This window comes from Mycobacterium ulcerans subsp. shinshuense, assembly GCF_002355775.1.
Taxonomy (GTDB): domain Bacteria; phylum Actinomycetota; class Actinomycetes; order Mycobacteriales; family Mycobacteriaceae; genus Mycobacterium; species Mycobacterium marinum.
This window is the reverse complement of the sequence record NZ_AP017624.1, coordinates 4,624,445-4,639,339: the sequence shown is the minus strand read 5'-3', so window position 1 is coordinate 4,639,339 and position 14,895 is coordinate 4,624,445. Positions and strand designations below refer to the sequence as shown.

Sequence of the window (14,895 nt, the reverse complement as noted above, 5' to 3'; positions counted from 1 at the left end):
CCACGGCGGGCTACATCGGATTGGCGCGCAGATACGCGTACACGCCGGCGAAGTTACGGTTCACGTCTTCGGGAATGGGCACCGGACCGCCGAGAGCTCTGGCGCCCCAGACGATTTGGGCGGTGCGCTCAACCAGTGCCGTGACGTGTAGCACCTTGTCGGGGCGGGGCCCGACGGCCACCAGTCCGTGGTTGGCGATCAACGCGGCGGCGCGGCCCTGCAACGCTGCAACCGCGTTGCGGCCGACCTCGGGTGTTCCGGATGCGGCGTATTCGGCGCAGCGAACGTCTCCGCCGCAGTAGACCGCGAATTCGTCGATGCAGGCCGGAATCGGTTGGTGCGCGATGGCGAACATGGTCGCCCATACCGGGTGAACGTGGATGACGCTGCCGATGTCGTCGAACGCCTGGTAACACGCCAGGTGCAGGTGCATCTCGGTTGAGGGCGCGCGCCCGGCTTTGGCATGCAGCACCGTGCCGTCGGCGTCGACCTGCACCAGGTCGTCCAGCGTCATGTCCGCATAGTCGACCGAGGAGGGCGTTATCACCAGGTTGCCGTCCGCGCACCGCGCGGAGATGTTGCCGGCCGTTCCTTCCACCAGGCCGCGGCGCAGCATGTCCTTGGCCGCCGCCAGCACCGCGACCTGGGCGTTGTCAACGAATTTCACCGGGCCAGCACCTCCGGGTTGAGGATATGGGTGGGTCTGGTTCCGGACAGCAATGCTTGCAGACCGTCGGCGACCATCTGCGGCTGTCGCGCCTCGGTGTTCCAGGTGGCCCCGCCGATATGGGGAGTCAGCACGACATTGGGCATGCTGGCCAGTGGGTGATCGGTCGGCAGCCATTCGCCGACGAAATGGTCCAGGCCGGCGGCGGCGACCTTGCCGGCGCGCAGGGCCTGCACCAGTGCGTCGGTGTCGTGCAATTGGGCCCGCGCCGTATTGAGGAAGACGGCGCCGTCGCGCATCGATGCGAATTGTTGCGCGCCGATCATGCCGACGGTGTCGTCGGTGACCGGCGCATGCAGGGAGACGATGTCGGACTCGGCCAGCAGCTCCGCCAGACCGTGTCGCGCGTCCGCGCAGTACGGATCGTGCGCGATGACCCGCAGGCCCAGGCCGGTCAGCCGCCACGCGGTGGCACGGCCTACCGCCCCCAGGCCCACCAGCCCGGCGGTGCGCCCGGCGATTTCCCAGCCGCGGAATCGCTGATAGGGGATGGTTCCGTCACGAAAGATATTGCCGGATCTGACGTCTGCGTCCGCGGTCAGCAGGTGGCGGGTGCTGGCCAGCAGCAGTGCCACCGTCATCTCGGCGACCGCATCGGCGTTGCGGGCCGGCGTGTTGAGCACCGGGATGCCGGCCGCGGTGGCCCCGGCGATGTCGACGTTGTTGGGATCCCCGCGGGTGGAGAAGATGGCGCGCAAACCCAGCTGCAACACCGCTCCGCTGACCGAATCAGCCTCCACCACAACAATGTCGACAGACTCGCTGGTGATCCGCTCGGCCAGTTGCTCGGCGCTGTAGATGCGCAGCGGGCCCCCTTCGAGCCCGCCTATCCATGGGTCATAGACGACGTCCACCAGTTGCCGGAGTTTGTCCAAGCCGGAACCGCGAAGCGGGGCCGTAACCAGTGCGCGCGGTCGAGACCTCACGGGTGTCCATGCTGGCGTACCGTGGCGCCCGTGTCACGTGAAGACGCCACAATCGGCATCGACATCGGCACCACCGCGGTCAAAGCGGTGGTTGCCGACGCCGATGGCAACGTGACCGCTCGGCTGCGGATTCCACACCAGTTGCGGGTTGGTGCGCCCGACCAACTCGAGCACGACGCCGACCAGGCGTGGCGACGGGGCCCGCTGACGGCGCTGGAGCGGCTGGCCGGGCCCGACATACGGGCGGTGGCCGTGTCGGCGATGGTGCCGTCGATGACCGCGGTCGATTCCGGCGGTGTTCCCATCACGCCCGGACTGCTCTACGGCGACAGCAGGGGCTGGGTACCCGGGGCGGCCAACCAGCGCGCCCAACCGCTGCCGTCGGTGGGCGAAGCCGCGCAGTTTCTGCGTTGGACCGCCGCACAAGCACCCGAGGCGGCGGGATACTGGCCCGCGGCGGCGGTGGCCAACTACGCGATGTCGGGCGAACCGGTGATCGACTTCGCCACCGCGATTACCAGCCTTCCCCTGTTCGACGGGACGGGCTGGAATCCCCAGGCGTGTGCGGACTGTGGTGCCAGCGCCGATCGGATGCCGCGGGTCGAGACGTTCGGCACCGCGGTCGGCCAGGTACACGGCACCGATGCGGTGCTGGGGGCCGGCGGCATCGATGCGGTGTGCGAGCAGATCGTGGCCGGAGCCGACCACCACGGCGATGTACTGGTGCTCTGCGGCACCACCCTGATCGTGTGGACGACCATCTCCGGGTCCCGTCAGGTGCCGGGCCTGTGGACCATTCCCCACACCGCCCCCGGTAAAAGTCAGATCGGCGGCGCCAGCAACGCCGGGGGCCTGTTCTTGAGTTGGGTCGAGCGCGTTACCGGCCCCGCCGATCGCGACGGCGAGCAGGACCGGGTCGATCCGCGGCGGGTGCCGATCTGGTTGCCCTACATACGTGGTGAGCGCACACCGTTCCACGATCCCGATCGGCGGGCGAGTCTCGAGGGGCTCGACCTCACGCAAGGCGCCGCGGCAGTGCGGCGGGCGGCCTACGAGGCGTCGGGCTTCGTCGTCCGGCATCTGGTCGAGCTCAGTGGCGCGCCGGTGTTGCGCATCGTGGCATCCGGTGGCGGTACGTGTGTGCGGCCCTGGATGCAGGCCATCGCCGATGTCACCGGGCGGCCGGTACACGTCTCGGCCGTGGCCGAGGGGGCCGCGCTGGGGGCGGCCTTCCTCGCGCGGATGGCGGCCGGTCTGGAATCGTCAATCGCCGACGCCGATCGCTGGGCCCGCACCGATCGCATCGTGGAACCGCGCCCCGACTGGGTGGGCCCCACCAAGGACCGCTATCGCCGATTTCTCGAGCTCAGTGGATCACCACTGGCCTGAGTCGGCCCGCTAAAGCCAGTGCCCGCCAAGGTGGTTGGTGACGGGGCGGGGGTGGCCCCGGGGTCGGGGCGAGTCGCGCCGCGGGTGGGCCGGCCGGATGGGTATGCGGGTAGCGCAATTCCCACGGCGTCGTTCTACGCTTATGCAATGACAGACCACGACCACACCGCAGCCCGTCGCGAAATCGCAGATGCCCTGCTCGCCGCACTCGAACGTCGGCATGAGGTTGCCGACGCCATCGTGGAAGCCGAGAACAAGGCCGCTGCGGTTGAGGCGATTGTGACACTGCTGGCTACGTCCCACCTGGCCGCCGAAGCGGTGATGAGCATGTCCTTCGAGCAACTCACCCAGGACGCGCGCAAGAAGATCATCGCCGAGCTCGACGACCTCAACAAGCAACTGAGTTTCACGTTGACCGAACGTCCGGCCAGTTCCGGTGAGAGCTTGGAGTTGCGCCCGTTCTCCGCCGCCGAGGACCGCGACATCTTTGCTGCGCGGACCGAGGAAATGGGCGCGGCGGGCGACGGATCCGGGGGGCCGGCCGGCACTGTCGACGATGAGATCAAGGCGGCGTTGGCTCGCGTCGATGATGAAGAAGCTGCCTGGTTTGTCGCCATCGATGCCGGGGAGAAGGTCGGCATGGTGTTCGGCGAGCTGGTCCACGGTGAGGTCGACGTCCGCATCTGGATCCACCCCGAGCACCGCAAGAAGGGCTACGGCACCGCGGCGCTGCGCAAGTCGCGGTCCGAGATGGCATGGGCATTTCCGGCGGTGCCGATGGTCGTGCGCGCACCCGCTGCCAACCCGGCCTGATCCGGGCCCACGGCACCCGGCGGGGTGCGGGGGAGCGCCGGCAGTGCGGTCTAGCCGGCCTCCCCGAACGTGGCGGTGACGGCGACGATGCTGCGCAGTTGCGACGTGTCGGCGTCCGGGAAAACGCGGCCGTAGTCGGTAAACAGGTCCTGGCGGGGCCGCGCGGCCACGTGCCAGCCGTGTTCGGTCAGGTAGTCGACGACGTTGCTGCGCTCACCCTCGTAGAACAGTCCCGACAGGTCGATGTCGCACCCCAATCTGACCCAGCGCTGGTTGAACTGTTGGGCGCGCTCGGCCATGGTTGAGCCAGGGTCGGGATGGTATTCGGTGGCCAGCCGGCTCCCGGGGGCACTCAGCCCGGAGATGGCATCGAACAGCCGGTCCTGTGCGTCGGGCGGCAGGTACATCAGCAATCCCTCGGCGCTCCACGCGGTGGGTTGCGTCGTGTCGAATCCGTTGTGGCGCAAGGCTGCCGGCCAGTCGTCGCGCAAGTCGACCCGGACGGTTCGCCGCGTTGCGGTGGGGACCGCGCCCAACGCCGACATGGTGGTGTCTTTGAAGTCGATGACGTCGGGCTGATCGACTTCATAGACCACGCTGCCGCTGGGCCAGGCCAAGCGGTAGGCGCGCGCGTCCAGTCCGGCGGCCAGAATCACCGACTGGCGCACCCCGCGGCGGGCCGCATCGAGGAAGAAGTCGTCGAAGAACCGGGTGCGTACGGCGATCGAATCGGCCACCAGCTGGCGATCGAGCTGGGCCTGTTCGTCGTGGTCGATCTCGCCTTCGGCCAGGCGGGTGAAGAAGTCCAGGCCGACTGCCCGCACCAACGGTGCCGCGAACGGGTCGTCGATGATGGGATTGGCCTCGGCGCTGGCCAGCGCGCGGGCGGCCGCGACCATGGTGGCGGTGGCCCCGACGCTGGATGCCAGATCCCAGCTGTCTTGATCGGTGCGTGTCATGTGCGTAGTCCCTCCCTTATGCCGCCGCTGCGGTGTCTTTTACCGCGCTGAGGTACAGCACCTCGCCGAACGGCGCGTCATCGCCGTTGAGCGGCTGCAAACCGTGTTGCGTGAACAGCTCGGAGTTACTGGCGCTGGTGACCTGCCAGCCCTGGGCCGCCAGATAGGTCCCCGCGTCGGTGCGGTCGTCGAAATACACCAGAGCCGCCATGTCGAGATCGAAACCATGCCGATTCCATCGCTCGTTCTGGCGCTGCATCCGTCGCCGCAGTTCTTCCTGTTTGACGTCGTTGACGTCCGGGAGGCCCTCGGTGGCAAACCTGCTGCCCGCAGCGCTTTGGGCGGCGATCTGATCGAGCAGTCGGTCCTGCGCCTCGGCGGGTAGGTAACCCAGCAGGCCCTCGGCGATCCACGCGGTGCGCTCGGTGGGGTCGAACCCGGCCTGGCGCAGGGCCGCCGGCCAGTCCTCACGGAGGTCGACCGCCACCGCGCGCCGATCTGCCGTCGGCTGGGCCCCCAACTCGGACAGGGTCGCGATCTTGAAGTCGATCACCTGTGGCTGATCGACTTCGAACAACCTGGTGCCCGCCGGCCAGGGCAGCCGGTACGCGCGCGAGTCCAGGCCGGAAGCCAAGATGACGGCCTGACGAATGCCCGACGCGGTGGCGTCGAGAAAGAAGTCGTCGAAGAACCGGGTACGGATCGCCATCGCGGCGCCGAAGTGGCGCATGCCGATTGCCGTTTCCTCGTCGAGTTCGGCGGCATCCAACTCGCCGGTGGCCATCCGGGTGAAGAAGTCGACACCGACCGCGCGCACCAGCGGCTCGGCGAAGCGGTCGGTGGCTACCGCACCGGCCCCCTCGGGGTCCCTGGCTGCCACCGCCCGTGCCGCCGCGACCATGGTGGCCGTCAGCCCGACGCTCGAGGCCAGATCCCAGGTGTCACCGTCGAAACGTGCGCTGCTCATCTTCGTCTGCACCGCCCCTCGCTTGATACTTAGCCAATGTAATTACCATTCGAGACTGTACGCTTCATTGTGCGGTTCTGCGCCGCCGCGGCCACCCTGGAAAGACCTGCCCGCACCAGCTGTTAGTCTCGTACACGGTTTGACGCGCGACGCCGTACGTGCTGGCCTGCGGGTGTGGGCGCGTAAACGCACGATTTAGCAAATGCCGGCCAGACCAAGCCCGGTTGGCATTACGGGACCAAGAGTTCGGCCGCGCAGGAGGAAGAGTGCTTTCGGCTTTCATCTCATCGCTGCGTACAGTCGATTTGAGACGGAAGATCCTTTTCACGCTGGGCATCGTCGTTCTGTACCGCCTCGGTGCAGCGCTTCCGTCGCCTGGCGTTGATTTCCCCAACGTCCAGCAGTGCATCAAGGAAGCCAGCAGTGGCGAAGCCGGACAGATCTACTCGCTGATTAACCTGTTCTCCGGCGGCGCGCTGCTCAAGCTCACCGTGTTCGCGGTCGGGGTGATGCCCTACATCACCGCCAGCATCATCGTGCAGCTGCTGACGGTCGTCATTCCCCGGTTCGAAGAGCTGCGCAAAGAAGGCCAGTCGGGCCAGGCGAAGATGACGCAGTACACGCGTTATCTGGCGATCGCGCTGGCGGTCTTGCAGGCGACCAGCATCGTGGCGCTGGCTGCCAACGGAGGCTTGCTGCAGGGCTGCTCGCTCGAGATCATCGCCGACCAGAGCATCTTCACTCTCGTGGTTATCGTGATGGTGATGACCGCCGGCGCCGCGCTGGTGATGTGGATGGGTGAGCTGATCACCGAACGTGGCATCGGCAACGGCATGTCGCTGTTGATCTTCGTCGGCATCGCGGCCCGCATCCCCGCCGAGGGAAACCAGATCATGGAGAGCCGTGGCGGGGTCATCTTCGCGGCGGTCTGCGCGGCCACGCTGATCATCATCGTCGGGGTGGTCTTCGTCGAGCAGGGGCAGCGCCGGATCCCGGTTCAATACGCCAAGCGCATGGTGGGCCGCCGGATGTACGGCGGAACGTCGACCTACCTGCCGCTCAAGGTCAACCAGGCCGGCGTCATCCCGGTGATCTTCGCCTCGTCATTGATCTACATCCCGCATCTGATCACCCAGCTGGTCCGCAGCGGCAGCGGCGGTGTCGGACACGGTTGGTGGGACAAGTTTGTCGGTACCTACCTGTCGGACCCGAGCAACCTCGGTTACATCGCGATCTACTTCGGGCTGATCATCTTTTTCACGTACTTCTACGTGTCGATCACCTTCAATCCCGACGAGCGTGCCGACGAGATGAAGAAGTTCGGCGGCTTCATCCCCGGTATTCGTCCGGGGCGCCCGACCGCCGACTATCTGCGCTATGTGCTGAGCCGGATCACCTTGCCGGGGTCGATTTACCTTGGTGTGATCGCGGTACTGCCCAACTTATTCCTCCAGATCGGTAACAGCGGGGGAGTCCAGAACCTACCCTTCGGGGGTACCGCGGTCCTGATCATGATCGGTGTCGGTTTGGATACGGTCAAACAAATCGAGAGTCAGCTCATGCAGCGCAACTACGAAGGGTTCCTCAAGTGAGAGTCGTTTTACTGGGGCCGCCTGGGGCGGGCAAGGGTACGCAGGCTCAGAAGCTGGCCGAGAAGCTTGGGATTCCGCAAATCTCCACCGGCGAGCTGTTCCGGAAAAACATCCAGGACGGGACCAAACTCGGCGTCGAGGCCAAACGGTATCTGGACGCTGGTGACCTGGTGCCCTCCGACCTGACCAACCAGCTCGTCGACGATCGGTTGGATCAGCCGGACACGGCTGCCGGTTTCATCCTGGACGGGTACCCCCGCTCGGTCGAGCAGGCCAAGGCCCTGCACGAAATGCTGCGGCGCCGCGACACCGACATCGACGCGGTGCTCGAGTTCCGGGTATCGCAGGACGAGTTGTTGCAGCGGCTGAAGGGCCGTGGCCGCGCTGATGACACCGACGAGGTCATCCTCAACCGGATGAAGGTCTACCGGGACGAGACCGCGCCGCTGCTGGAGTTCTACGACACCGAGGTGAAAACCGTCGACGCCATCGGCACCCTGGATGAGGTTTTCGCTCGCGCCCTGCAAGCACTGGGGAAGTAGTCATGCGGGCCCTGGCCCGGCTGCGGGGTCGCAGAGTGGTGCCACAGCGCACCGCCGGTGAGTTGGATGCAATGGCTGCGGCGGGCGCCGTCGTGGCTGCCGCGCACCAGGCCGTCCGCTCGGCCGCGGTGGCCGGTGTATCCACCCTGCAGCTGGACGAGATTGCGGAATCGGCGATCCGGGAGGCCGGCGCCACGCCCTCATTCCTGGGCTATCACGGCTTTCCGGCCTCGATCTGCGCTTCGGTCAACGATCGCGTGGTGCACGGCATCCCGTCGGCGACCGAGATCCTCGGGCCAGGTGACCTGGTATCGATCGACTGCGGCGCGGTGCTGGACGGTTGGCACGGCGACGCGGCGATAACCTTCGGGATCGGCACGCTCATTCCCGTCGACGAAGCGCTATCGGAGGCGACCAGGGAGTCGCTGGAGGCCGGAATTGCGGCGATGGTGATCGGTAACCGGTTGACCGACGTCGCGCATGCCATCGAGACGGAAACCCGCGCCGCCGAGGCCCGTTACCAGCGTTCCTTCGGAATCGTCGACGGATACGGCGGTCATGGCATCGGCCGTGAGATGCACATGGATCCGTTTCTGCCCAACGAGGGCGCCCCGGGGCGGGGGCCGACGTTGGTCGCCGGTTCGGTGCTGGCCATCGAACCCATGTTGACTCTGGGCACCCGCAAGACGGTGGTGCTCGATGACCAATGGACGGTCATCACCGCCGACGGGTCACGTGCTGCACACTGGGAACACACGGTGGCGGTCACCGAGAACGGGCCACGCATCCTGACCCTCGGCTAGCCGGCTGAACCAAACACCTACTCGGCTCGTGTCAGAAGCGGGAGGTGATCGAGTGGTTCGCGTTGCTGGCGGTGGAGCGGCTGAAGCCGCCTTGATGCAGGCGCTCTACGACGAGCATGCGGCGGTGTTGTGGCGCTACGCAATGCGCCTGACCAGCGATGCCAGCTATGCCGACGACATCGTCCAGGAGACGCTATTGCGCGCCTGGCAGCATCCGGAAGTCATCGACGAGCGCGGGAGGTCTGCACGCGCATGGCTGTTCACAGTGGCCCGCAACATGATCATCGATGACCGGCGCAGCGCGCGGTACCGCTACGTTGTCAGCTCCACCGACGCGGACGGTGCGCCGGAGCAATCCACGCCCGACGAAGTGGGTGCCGCGCTGGACCGGCTGCTGATCGCCGACGCGCTGGCACAGCTCTCCGGCGAGCATCGCGCGGTCATCGAGCGGTCCTACTACCGCGGCTGGACCACCGCACAGATCGCGAAGGACCTGGAGATCGCCGAAGGAACGGTGAAGTCGCGCCTATACTATGCCGTGCGGGCATTGCGGCTCACTCTGCAGGAACTTGGAGTTACACGATGACGGCCGTGCTCATGGCGGGGTTTTTCGGGGGATCCATGCGCACAGCTGTTGGCTTGGAATGCTTGAGGGTGACCGGAAATGGATGACATCAGGACGCCAGTCACAGGACTGGGCGCACCCACCGAGGGGGAACACCCCTACTTGATGTGGGACGCCGCCTACGTGCTGGGGTCGCTATCGGCGGCCGACCGCCGCGAATTCGAGGCGCACCTGGCCGGCTGCGCGTCGTGCCGCGCGGCCGTGGCCGAACTCTGTGGTGTGCCGGCGCTGCTGTCGCAGCTGGGCGCCGACGAGGTGGCGGCTATCGGTGAGCCCGGTGTGGCGGCGGGGACCACATCGGGCTCACCGCAGATGTCGTCGCAGCTGCTGCCGACGTTGCTGGCGACGGTGCGGTGGCGCCGCCGCCGTACCCGGTTGGCGATCTGGGTGGCCTCATCTGCGGCCGCGGTGTTTTTGGGGATCGGTGTGCTGGTTGGTGTGGTGGGCCATTCTGCTTCTGCGCCGGTGCAAACCGCGTCCGCCCAGCCGATGGCTCAGGTCGGGACGCACCTGCTGGAGTCGACGGTTTCGGTCGACGGCATGCACTGGGGGACGTTCATCAATCTGCGATGCGTCTGCCTGGCGCCACCGGATGCCCACCATGACACGCTGGCCATGGTCGTGGTCGGACGTGACGGCAGCCAAACCCGGCTGGCGACCTGGGTCGCCGAGCCGGGGCACACCGCCACCCCCGCCGGCAGCATCTCGATGCCGGTCGACCAGATCGCGGCCGTGCAGGTGGTCTCCGCCGATAGCGGCGAGGTTCTGCTGCAGCGTTCGCTCTGAGGCCGGCGACCCGCGCCCGACGGCGGTGCTCGCGCCAATATCGCAAGCAATAACCGGACCCGGGGGATTGTGCGGTAAGAAAGGGTGTGGCCCCGGACAACAAACGTGACCCGATCGCCGCGGCGCGGGCCAACTGGGAAGCCGGCGGTTGGGGTGACGTGGCGCAGGGCATGGTTGCGGTGACATCGGTCATGCGGGCGCATCAGATTCTGCTGGCCCGAGTCGAGGCCGCGCTGCGCCCCTATGACCTGAGTTTCTCCCGCTACGAACTGCTCCGGCTATTGGCGTTCAGCCGCACCGGCGCATTGCCGATCACCAAGGCCTCCGACCGGTTGCAGGTCCACGTCACCAGCGTCACCCACGCGATCCGCCGGCTGGAAGCCGACGGGCTGGTGCGGCGGGTTCCCCATCCCACCGACGGCCGGACCACCCTGGTGCAGATCACCGATCTGGGGCGCTCCACCGTCGAGGATGCGACCGTCACGCTCAATGAGCACGTGTTCGCCAACATCGGGATGTCCACCGGGGAATCGGAGGCACTGGTGTCATCGATCGAAACGTTGCGGCGCAGCGCCGGCGATTTCTGAGAAGAACACAGAGAGGCAGGACGATGGATCCACTAACTGCTCACCAGCGTGCCCAGGACGCGTTCGGGAGTGTCCTTGCCAATGTCAGCGCGGATCAGCTTGGGGCCGCGACCCCGTGCTCGGAATGGACGGTCAGCGATCTGATCGAGCACGTCATCGGCGGCAACGAGCATGTCGGGATATGGTCGGGCGGCGCCGATAGGCCCGCCGCCCGGCCCGACGACATGGTCGCGGCGCACCGGGCCACCGCCGCCGCCCAACAGGTCTTCGCCGCACCGGACGGGATGGCGACGGTGTTCAAGCTGCCGTTCGGTGAGATCCCCGGACAGGTCTTCATCGGGATGCGCACCAGCGATGTGCTGACCCATGCCTGGGACCTGGCGGTGGCAACCGGTCAGCCCGGCGATCTTGATCCCGACTTGGCCACCCAGCAGCTCGCCGCGGTGCGCGCGTTCGTCGGACCCCAGTTCCGTGGGCCGGGCAAGCCCTTTGGGCAGGAGCAGCCCTGCTCGGCGGAGCTTTCACCGGCCGATCAGCTGGCGGCATTCCTGGGCCGAAAGGTGCAGTGACGCCGCGGTGAACTAGCTGCCGCGCAGCATCTCGATCACCGCGCTGAAGTCCTGGTCGGCGTGGTCGGCGGCGAACTTGGCGTAGATCTCGGCGGCGTGGCTGCCCAGCGGTGCTGCCGAACCGGTCGAGGTCACCGCGTCCATGGCCAGACCGAGGTCCTTGTTCATCAGCGCGGTGGCAAATCCCGGCTTGAAGTCGTTGTTGGCCGGCGATGTCGGCACCGGGCCGGGAACCGGGCAGTTGGTGTGCACGGCCCAGCAATTTCCGGTCGCGCCGGTGATGACGTCGAACAGCGACTGCGCATCCAGCCCGAGGTTCTCGGCCAGGACGAACGCCTCACCGATGGCGATCTGCTGCACTGCCAGCACCATGTTGTTGCATACCTTGGCGGCCTGTCCCGCGCCGGCCGCGCCGCAGTGAATGATCTTGCCCGCCATCGGCTCCAGCACCGGCCGGGCCTGCGCCAGCGCGCTCTGGTCGCCACCGACCATGAACGCCAGTGTTCCGGCCACCGCGCCTTTGACCCCACCGGAGACCGGTGCATCGAGTTGAGCCATGCCGTGCGATTCGGCCAGGGCGTGTACCTCGCGCGCATCGTTGACCGAAATCGTTGAGCTGTCGATGAACAGCGCACCCGATCGGGCCGCGGGCAGCACCACGGCGTAGCAGCGCTTGACCACCGCGCCATTGGGCAGCATGGTGATGACCACGTCGGCCCCGGCCACCGCCTCGGCGGCGCTGTCAAACATCGTCGCGCCCTTGGCGGCCGCGGCGGATGCGGCCGCGGGCACCGGGTCGAACCCGCGTACGGTGTGGCCGGCGCCGATGAGATTCGCCGACATCGGCGCACCCATGTGGCCGAGCCCCAAGAACGCGATCTGGCAAGACTTGGTCATGAGGCCCCTTTCCTATGCGCTAGCGCGAAACCGTGCGGCCTCGGCCCGGCCGACGACCACCCGCATGATCTCGTTGGTCCCCTCCAGGATCCGGTGCACGCGCAGATCACGGACGATCTTCTCCAGACCGTACTCGCGCAAGTAGCCGTAGCCGCCGTGCAGTTGCAGAGCCTTGTCGGCGACGTCGAAGCAGGTGTCGGTGACAAAACGCTTGGCCATCGCGCACAGCTCCACCTTGTCCGCGTCGTCCTCGTCGAGTGCGTTTGCCGCCCGCCACAACAGCATTCGCGACGCCTCCAGACCGGTGGCCATATCGGCCAGGGTGAACCGGACGGTGGGCTCGTCGAGCAGGCTGGCGCCGAACGCCTGGCGCTCGCGCACGTAGGCACCCGTCTTGGCGAAGGCGGACTGGGCGCCACCGAGCGAACACGCCGCGATGTTGAGCCGGCCACCGTTGAGGCCGTTCATCGCGATGCCGAATCCGGCGCCCGTTCCGTCAACGCCGCCCAGCATCGCGTCGGCAGGCACCCGAACTCCTTCGAGCACCACCTGTGCGGTGGGCTGTGCGTGCCAGCCCATCTTCTCTTCGAGCGCCCCGAAACTCAGCCCCGGCGTGCCCTTTTCGACAATGAACGCCGAGATGCCGCGCGGCCCCTCGGCTCCGGTGCGCACCATCACCACGTAGACGTCCGAGGCGCCCGCACCGGAGATGAACTGCTTGACGCCGTCGAGCACATAGTCCGACCCCGGGGCCGAACCCTGCCGCACCGCCCGGGCGCTCAACGCGCTGGCGTCGGAGCCGGCACCCGGCTCGGTCAGGCAGTAGCTGGCGATGGCGTCCATCGTGGCCAGCCGCGGAATCCAGTCCTTGCGTTGCTCGTCGGTGCCGAAGCTGTCGATCATCCAGGCGCACATGTTGTGGATGGACAGAAACGCGGCGGTGACCGGGTCGGCGATGGCCAGCTGTTCGAAGATGCGCACGCCGTCGAGCCGGCGCAGCCCGCTACCGCCCACGTCTTCTCGGCAGTAGATCGCCGCCATTCCCAGTTCGGCGGCTTCGCGCAGCACGTCGACCGGGAAGTGCTTGGTGGCATCCCATTCCAGCGCGTAGGGGGCCAGCCGCTTATCGGCGAAAGCGGCGGCGGTCTGGGTGATCACCCGCTCGTCGTCGTTGAGGGTAAACATGGCGGCTACTTCATCGTGGGGATGACGAACTCGGCGCCATCTTTGATGCCCGACGGCCACCGGGAGGTGACGGTCTTGACCTTGGTGTAAAACTGGATCGACGTCGGGCCGTGTTGGTTGAGGTCGCCGAATCCGGAACGCTTCCAACCGCCGAAGGTGTGGTAGGCGACCGGAACCGGGATCGGGACGTTGACCCCGACCATGCCCACCTGCACCCGGGACACGAAGTCGCGCGCGGTGTCGCCGTCGCGGGTGAAGACCGCCACGCCGTTGCCGTACTCGTGCTCGGAGGGCAACCGCAGCGCCTCTTCGTAGTCGTGGGCGCGGACCATGCACAGCACCGGTCCGAAGATCTCGTCGGTGTAGATGGACATGTCGGTGGTGACGTGGTCGAACAGGGTCGGCCCGATGAAGTAGCCGCCTTCCAGGTTCGCGTCGCCGAAGGCCAGATCGTCACTGGCCCGCTCGCGGCCGTCGACGACCAATTCGGCGCCGGAGGCGACGCCCTGGCCGATGTAGTCGCGCACCCGCGTGAGTGCGGCTTCGGCGACCAATGGGCCGTAGTCGGCTTTCGGGTCCAGGCTGTGTCCGACTCGCAGGTTGTTGATGCGTTCAACCAGCTTGGCGCGCAGCCGATCCGCGGTTTGTTCGCCCACCGGCACCGCGACGCTGATCGCCATGCAGCGTTCGCCCGCACTGCCGTATCCGGCGCCGATCAGCGCGTCGACGGCTTGGTCGAGGTCGGCGTCAGGCATCACGATCATGTGGTTCTTGGCGCCGCCGAAGCACTGCGAACGCTTGCCGGTGGCCGCCGCCCCGGAGTAGATGTACTGGGCAATGTCGGAGCTGCCGACGAAGCCGACCGCCTTGATCTCGGGGTGATTGAGGATGGCGTCGACGGCCTCCTTGTCGCCGTGGACGACCTGGAAGACGCCGGGGGGTAGGCCGGCCTCGACGAACAGTTCGGCCAGTCGCAACGGAACCGACGGGTCGCGCTCACTGGGCTTGAGCACAAAGGCGTTTCCGCATGCCAGGGCGGGGCCGGCCTTCCACAGCGGGATCATCGCGGGGAAGTTGAACGGGGTGATGCCGGCGACCACGCCGAGCGGCTGCCGCAGCGAGTAGACGTCAATGCCCGGGCCGGCGCCCTCGGTGTACTCGCCCTTGAGCAGGTGGGGGATGCCGAGACAGAACTCGATCACCTCGATGCCCCGCTGGATGTCACCGCGGGCGTCGGGCACTGTCTTGCCGTGCTCGCGTGATAGCAGCTCGGCCAACTCGTCGGTGTTCTGGTTGACCAACTCGATGAAGCGCATCAACACCCGCGCCCGCCGCTGAGGATTCCAGGCGGCCCAACCTATTTGCGCTTCGGCGGCGCCTGCGACCGCGGCGTCGATGTCGGCCTGCGCGGCCATCGGTACCGTCGCCTGGACCTGGCCGGTATTGGGGTCGAGGACATCGGCGGTGCGGGTGGATTGCCCGGGAGTGCGGCGTCCATCGATGAAATGCGGAATTTGTGTGGTCATAG

The 14,895-nt window shown here is 67.0% G+C and carries 16 protein-coding genes; 9 read left to right on the top strand and 7 right to left on the bottom strand.

From position 1 onward, the window contains the following. Positions 1-10 precede the first annotated feature (10 nt). Both SHTP_RS20725 and SHTP_RS20720 read right to left on the bottom strand, forming a co-directional pair. Positions 11-667 (bottom strand): L-fuculose-phosphate aldolase, encoded by a 657-nt coding sequence (locus SHTP_RS20725; RefSeq protein WP_096371646.1) that lies wholly within the window; start codon positions 665-667, stop codon positions 11-13. Next, on the bottom strand, positions 664-1,653 hold the full coding sequence (locus SHTP_RS20720) for an NAD(P)-dependent oxidoreductase (protein WP_096371645.1): 990 nt from the start codon (positions 1,651-1,653) through the stop codon (positions 664-666). The genes SHTP_RS20725 and SHTP_RS20720 overlap by 4 nt, the downstream gene beginning before the upstream one ends. 30 nt (positions 1,654-1,683) lie before the next feature. Between SHTP_RS20720 and SHTP_RS20715 the strand changes: the two genes are divergently transcribed. Together SHTP_RS20715 and SHTP_RS20710 are read left to right on the top strand one after the other, a co-directional pair. Beyond that, complete coding sequence (locus tag SHTP_RS20715) at positions 1,684-3,042, top strand: xylulokinase (protein WP_096372589.1); 1,359 nt, start codon at positions 1,684-1,686, stop codon at positions 3,040-3,042. A gap of 147 nt (positions 3,043-3,189) precedes the next feature. Continuing rightward, a complete protein-coding gene (locus tag SHTP_RS20710; protein ID WP_096372588.1) occupies positions 3,190-3,855 on the top strand; it encodes a GNAT family N-acetyltransferase in 666 nt (221 codons plus the stop codon). A gap of 50 nt (positions 3,856-3,905) precedes the next feature. Here SHTP_RS20710 and SHTP_RS20705 read toward each other — a convergent pair whose 3' ends face one another. Next, complete coding sequence (locus SHTP_RS20705) at positions 3,906-4,814, bottom strand: SAM-dependent methyltransferase (protein WP_096371644.1); 909 nt, start codon at positions 4,812-4,814, stop codon at positions 3,906-3,908. A 16-nt stretch (positions 4,815-4,830) separates the two neighbouring features. Continuing rightward, complete coding sequence (locus SHTP_RS20700) at positions 4,831-5,781, bottom strand: SAM-dependent methyltransferase (RefSeq protein WP_096372587.1); 951 nt, start codon at positions 5,779-5,781, stop codon at positions 4,831-4,833. A 266-nt stretch (positions 5,782-6,047) separates the two neighbouring features. Between SHTP_RS20700 and secY the strand changes: the two genes are divergently transcribed. From secY to SHTP_RS20665, 7 genes are all read left to right on the top strand, one after another. Continuing rightward, positions 6,048-7,373: a preprotein translocase subunit SecY gene (secY, locus tag SHTP_RS20695; RefSeq protein WP_096371643.1), complete on the top strand. Its 1,326-nt coding sequence runs from the start codon at positions 6,048-6,050 to the stop codon at positions 7,371-7,373. Further along, complete coding sequence (locus SHTP_RS20690; RefSeq protein WP_011739092.1) at positions 7,370-7,915, top strand: adenylate kinase; 546 nt, start codon at positions 7,370-7,372, stop codon at positions 7,913-7,915. The genes secY and SHTP_RS20690 overlap by 4 nt, the downstream gene beginning before the upstream one ends. A 2-nt stretch (positions 7,916-7,917) precedes the next feature. Then, positions 7,918-8,718: a type I methionyl aminopeptidase gene (gene map, locus SHTP_RS20685; protein ID WP_096371642.1), complete on the top strand. Its 801-nt coding sequence runs from the start codon at positions 7,918-7,920 to the stop codon at positions 8,716-8,718. A 52-nt stretch (positions 8,719-8,770) separates the two neighbouring features. Further along, a complete protein-coding gene (locus SHTP_RS20680; RefSeq protein WP_096371641.1) occupies positions 8,771-9,304 on the top strand; it encodes a sigma-70 family RNA polymerase sigma factor in 534 nt (177 codons plus the stop codon). Positions 9,305-9,382: 78 nt separating this feature from the next. Continuing rightward, on the top strand, positions 9,383-10,129 hold the full coding sequence (locus SHTP_RS20675; RefSeq protein WP_012392968.1) for an anti-sigma factor family protein: 747 nt from the start codon (positions 9,383-9,385) through the stop codon (positions 10,127-10,129). A gap of 86 nt (positions 10,130-10,215) precedes the next feature. Next, a complete protein-coding gene (locus tag SHTP_RS20670; protein ID WP_011739096.1) occupies positions 10,216-10,716 on the top strand; it encodes a MarR family transcriptional regulator in 501 nt (166 codons plus the stop codon). Between the two features lie 23 nt (positions 10,717-10,739). Next, entirely contained in the window at positions 10,740-11,285 is a 546-nt protein-coding gene (locus SHTP_RS20665) for a TIGR03086 family metal-binding protein (RefSeq protein WP_096371640.1), read from the top strand. Between the two features lie 12 nt (positions 11,286-11,297). Here SHTP_RS20665 and mmsB read toward each other — a convergent pair whose 3' ends face one another. The 3 genes from mmsB to SHTP_RS20650 are packed head-to-tail and all read right to left on the bottom strand — an operon-like array spanning position 11,298 to position 14,893. Continuing rightward, positions 11,298-12,182 carry a 3-hydroxyisobutyrate dehydrogenase gene (gene mmsB, locus SHTP_RS20660; RefSeq protein WP_096371639.1) on the bottom strand — a complete coding sequence of 295 codons (885 nt, stop codon included), beginning with the start codon at positions 12,180-12,182 and terminating at the stop codon, positions 11,298-11,300. A 12-nt stretch (positions 12,183-12,194) separates the two neighbouring features. After that, positions 12,195-13,367 carry an acyl-CoA dehydrogenase family protein gene (locus SHTP_RS20655; RefSeq protein WP_096371638.1) on the bottom strand — a complete coding sequence of 391 codons (1,173 nt, stop codon included), beginning with the start codon at positions 13,365-13,367 and terminating at the stop codon, positions 12,195-12,197. Positions 13,368-13,372: 5 nt separating this feature from the next. Continuing rightward, a complete protein-coding gene (locus SHTP_RS20650; protein WP_096372586.1) occupies positions 13,373-14,893 on the bottom strand; it encodes a CoA-acylating methylmalonate-semialdehyde dehydrogenase in 1,521 nt (506 codons plus the stop codon). Positions 14,894-14,895 lie beyond the last annotated feature (2 nt).

Excerpts from the sequence above, each read along its gene's own strand:
- SHTP_RS20710 (WP_096372588.1), top strand. The coding sequence starts at position 3,190 with ATGACAGACCACGACCACACCGCAGCCCGTCGCGAAATCGCAGATGCC.
- SHTP_RS20705 (WP_096371644.1), bottom strand. The coding sequence starts at position 4,814 with ATGACACGCACCGATCAAGACAGCTGGGATCTGGCATCCAGCGTCGGG.
- SHTP_RS20700 (WP_096372587.1), bottom strand. The coding sequence starts at position 5,781 with ATGAGCAGCGCACGTTTCGACGGTGACACCTGGGATCTGGCCTCGAGC.
- map (WP_096371642.1), top strand. The coding sequence starts at position 7,918 with ATGCGGGCCCTGGCCCGGCTGCGGGGTCGCAGAGTGGTGCCACAGCGC.
- SHTP_RS20675 (WP_012392968.1), top strand. The coding sequence starts at position 9,383 with ATGGATGACATCAGGACGCCAGTCACAGGACTGGGCGCACCCACCGAG.
- SHTP_RS20665 (WP_096371640.1), top strand. The coding sequence starts at position 10,740 with ATGGATCCACTAACTGCTCACCAGCGTGCCCAGGACGCGTTCGGGAGT.
- mmsB (WP_096371639.1), bottom strand. The coding sequence starts at position 12,182 with ATGACCAAGTCTTGCCAGATCGCGTTCTTGGGGCTCGGCCACATGGGT.
- SHTP_RS20655 (WP_096371638.1), bottom strand. The coding sequence starts at position 13,367 with ATGTTTACCCTCAACGACGACGAGCGGGTGATCACCCAGACCGCCGCC.
- SHTP_RS20650 (WP_096372586.1), bottom strand. The coding sequence starts at position 14,893 with ATGACCACACAAATTCCGCATTTCATCGATGGACGCCGCACTCCCGGG.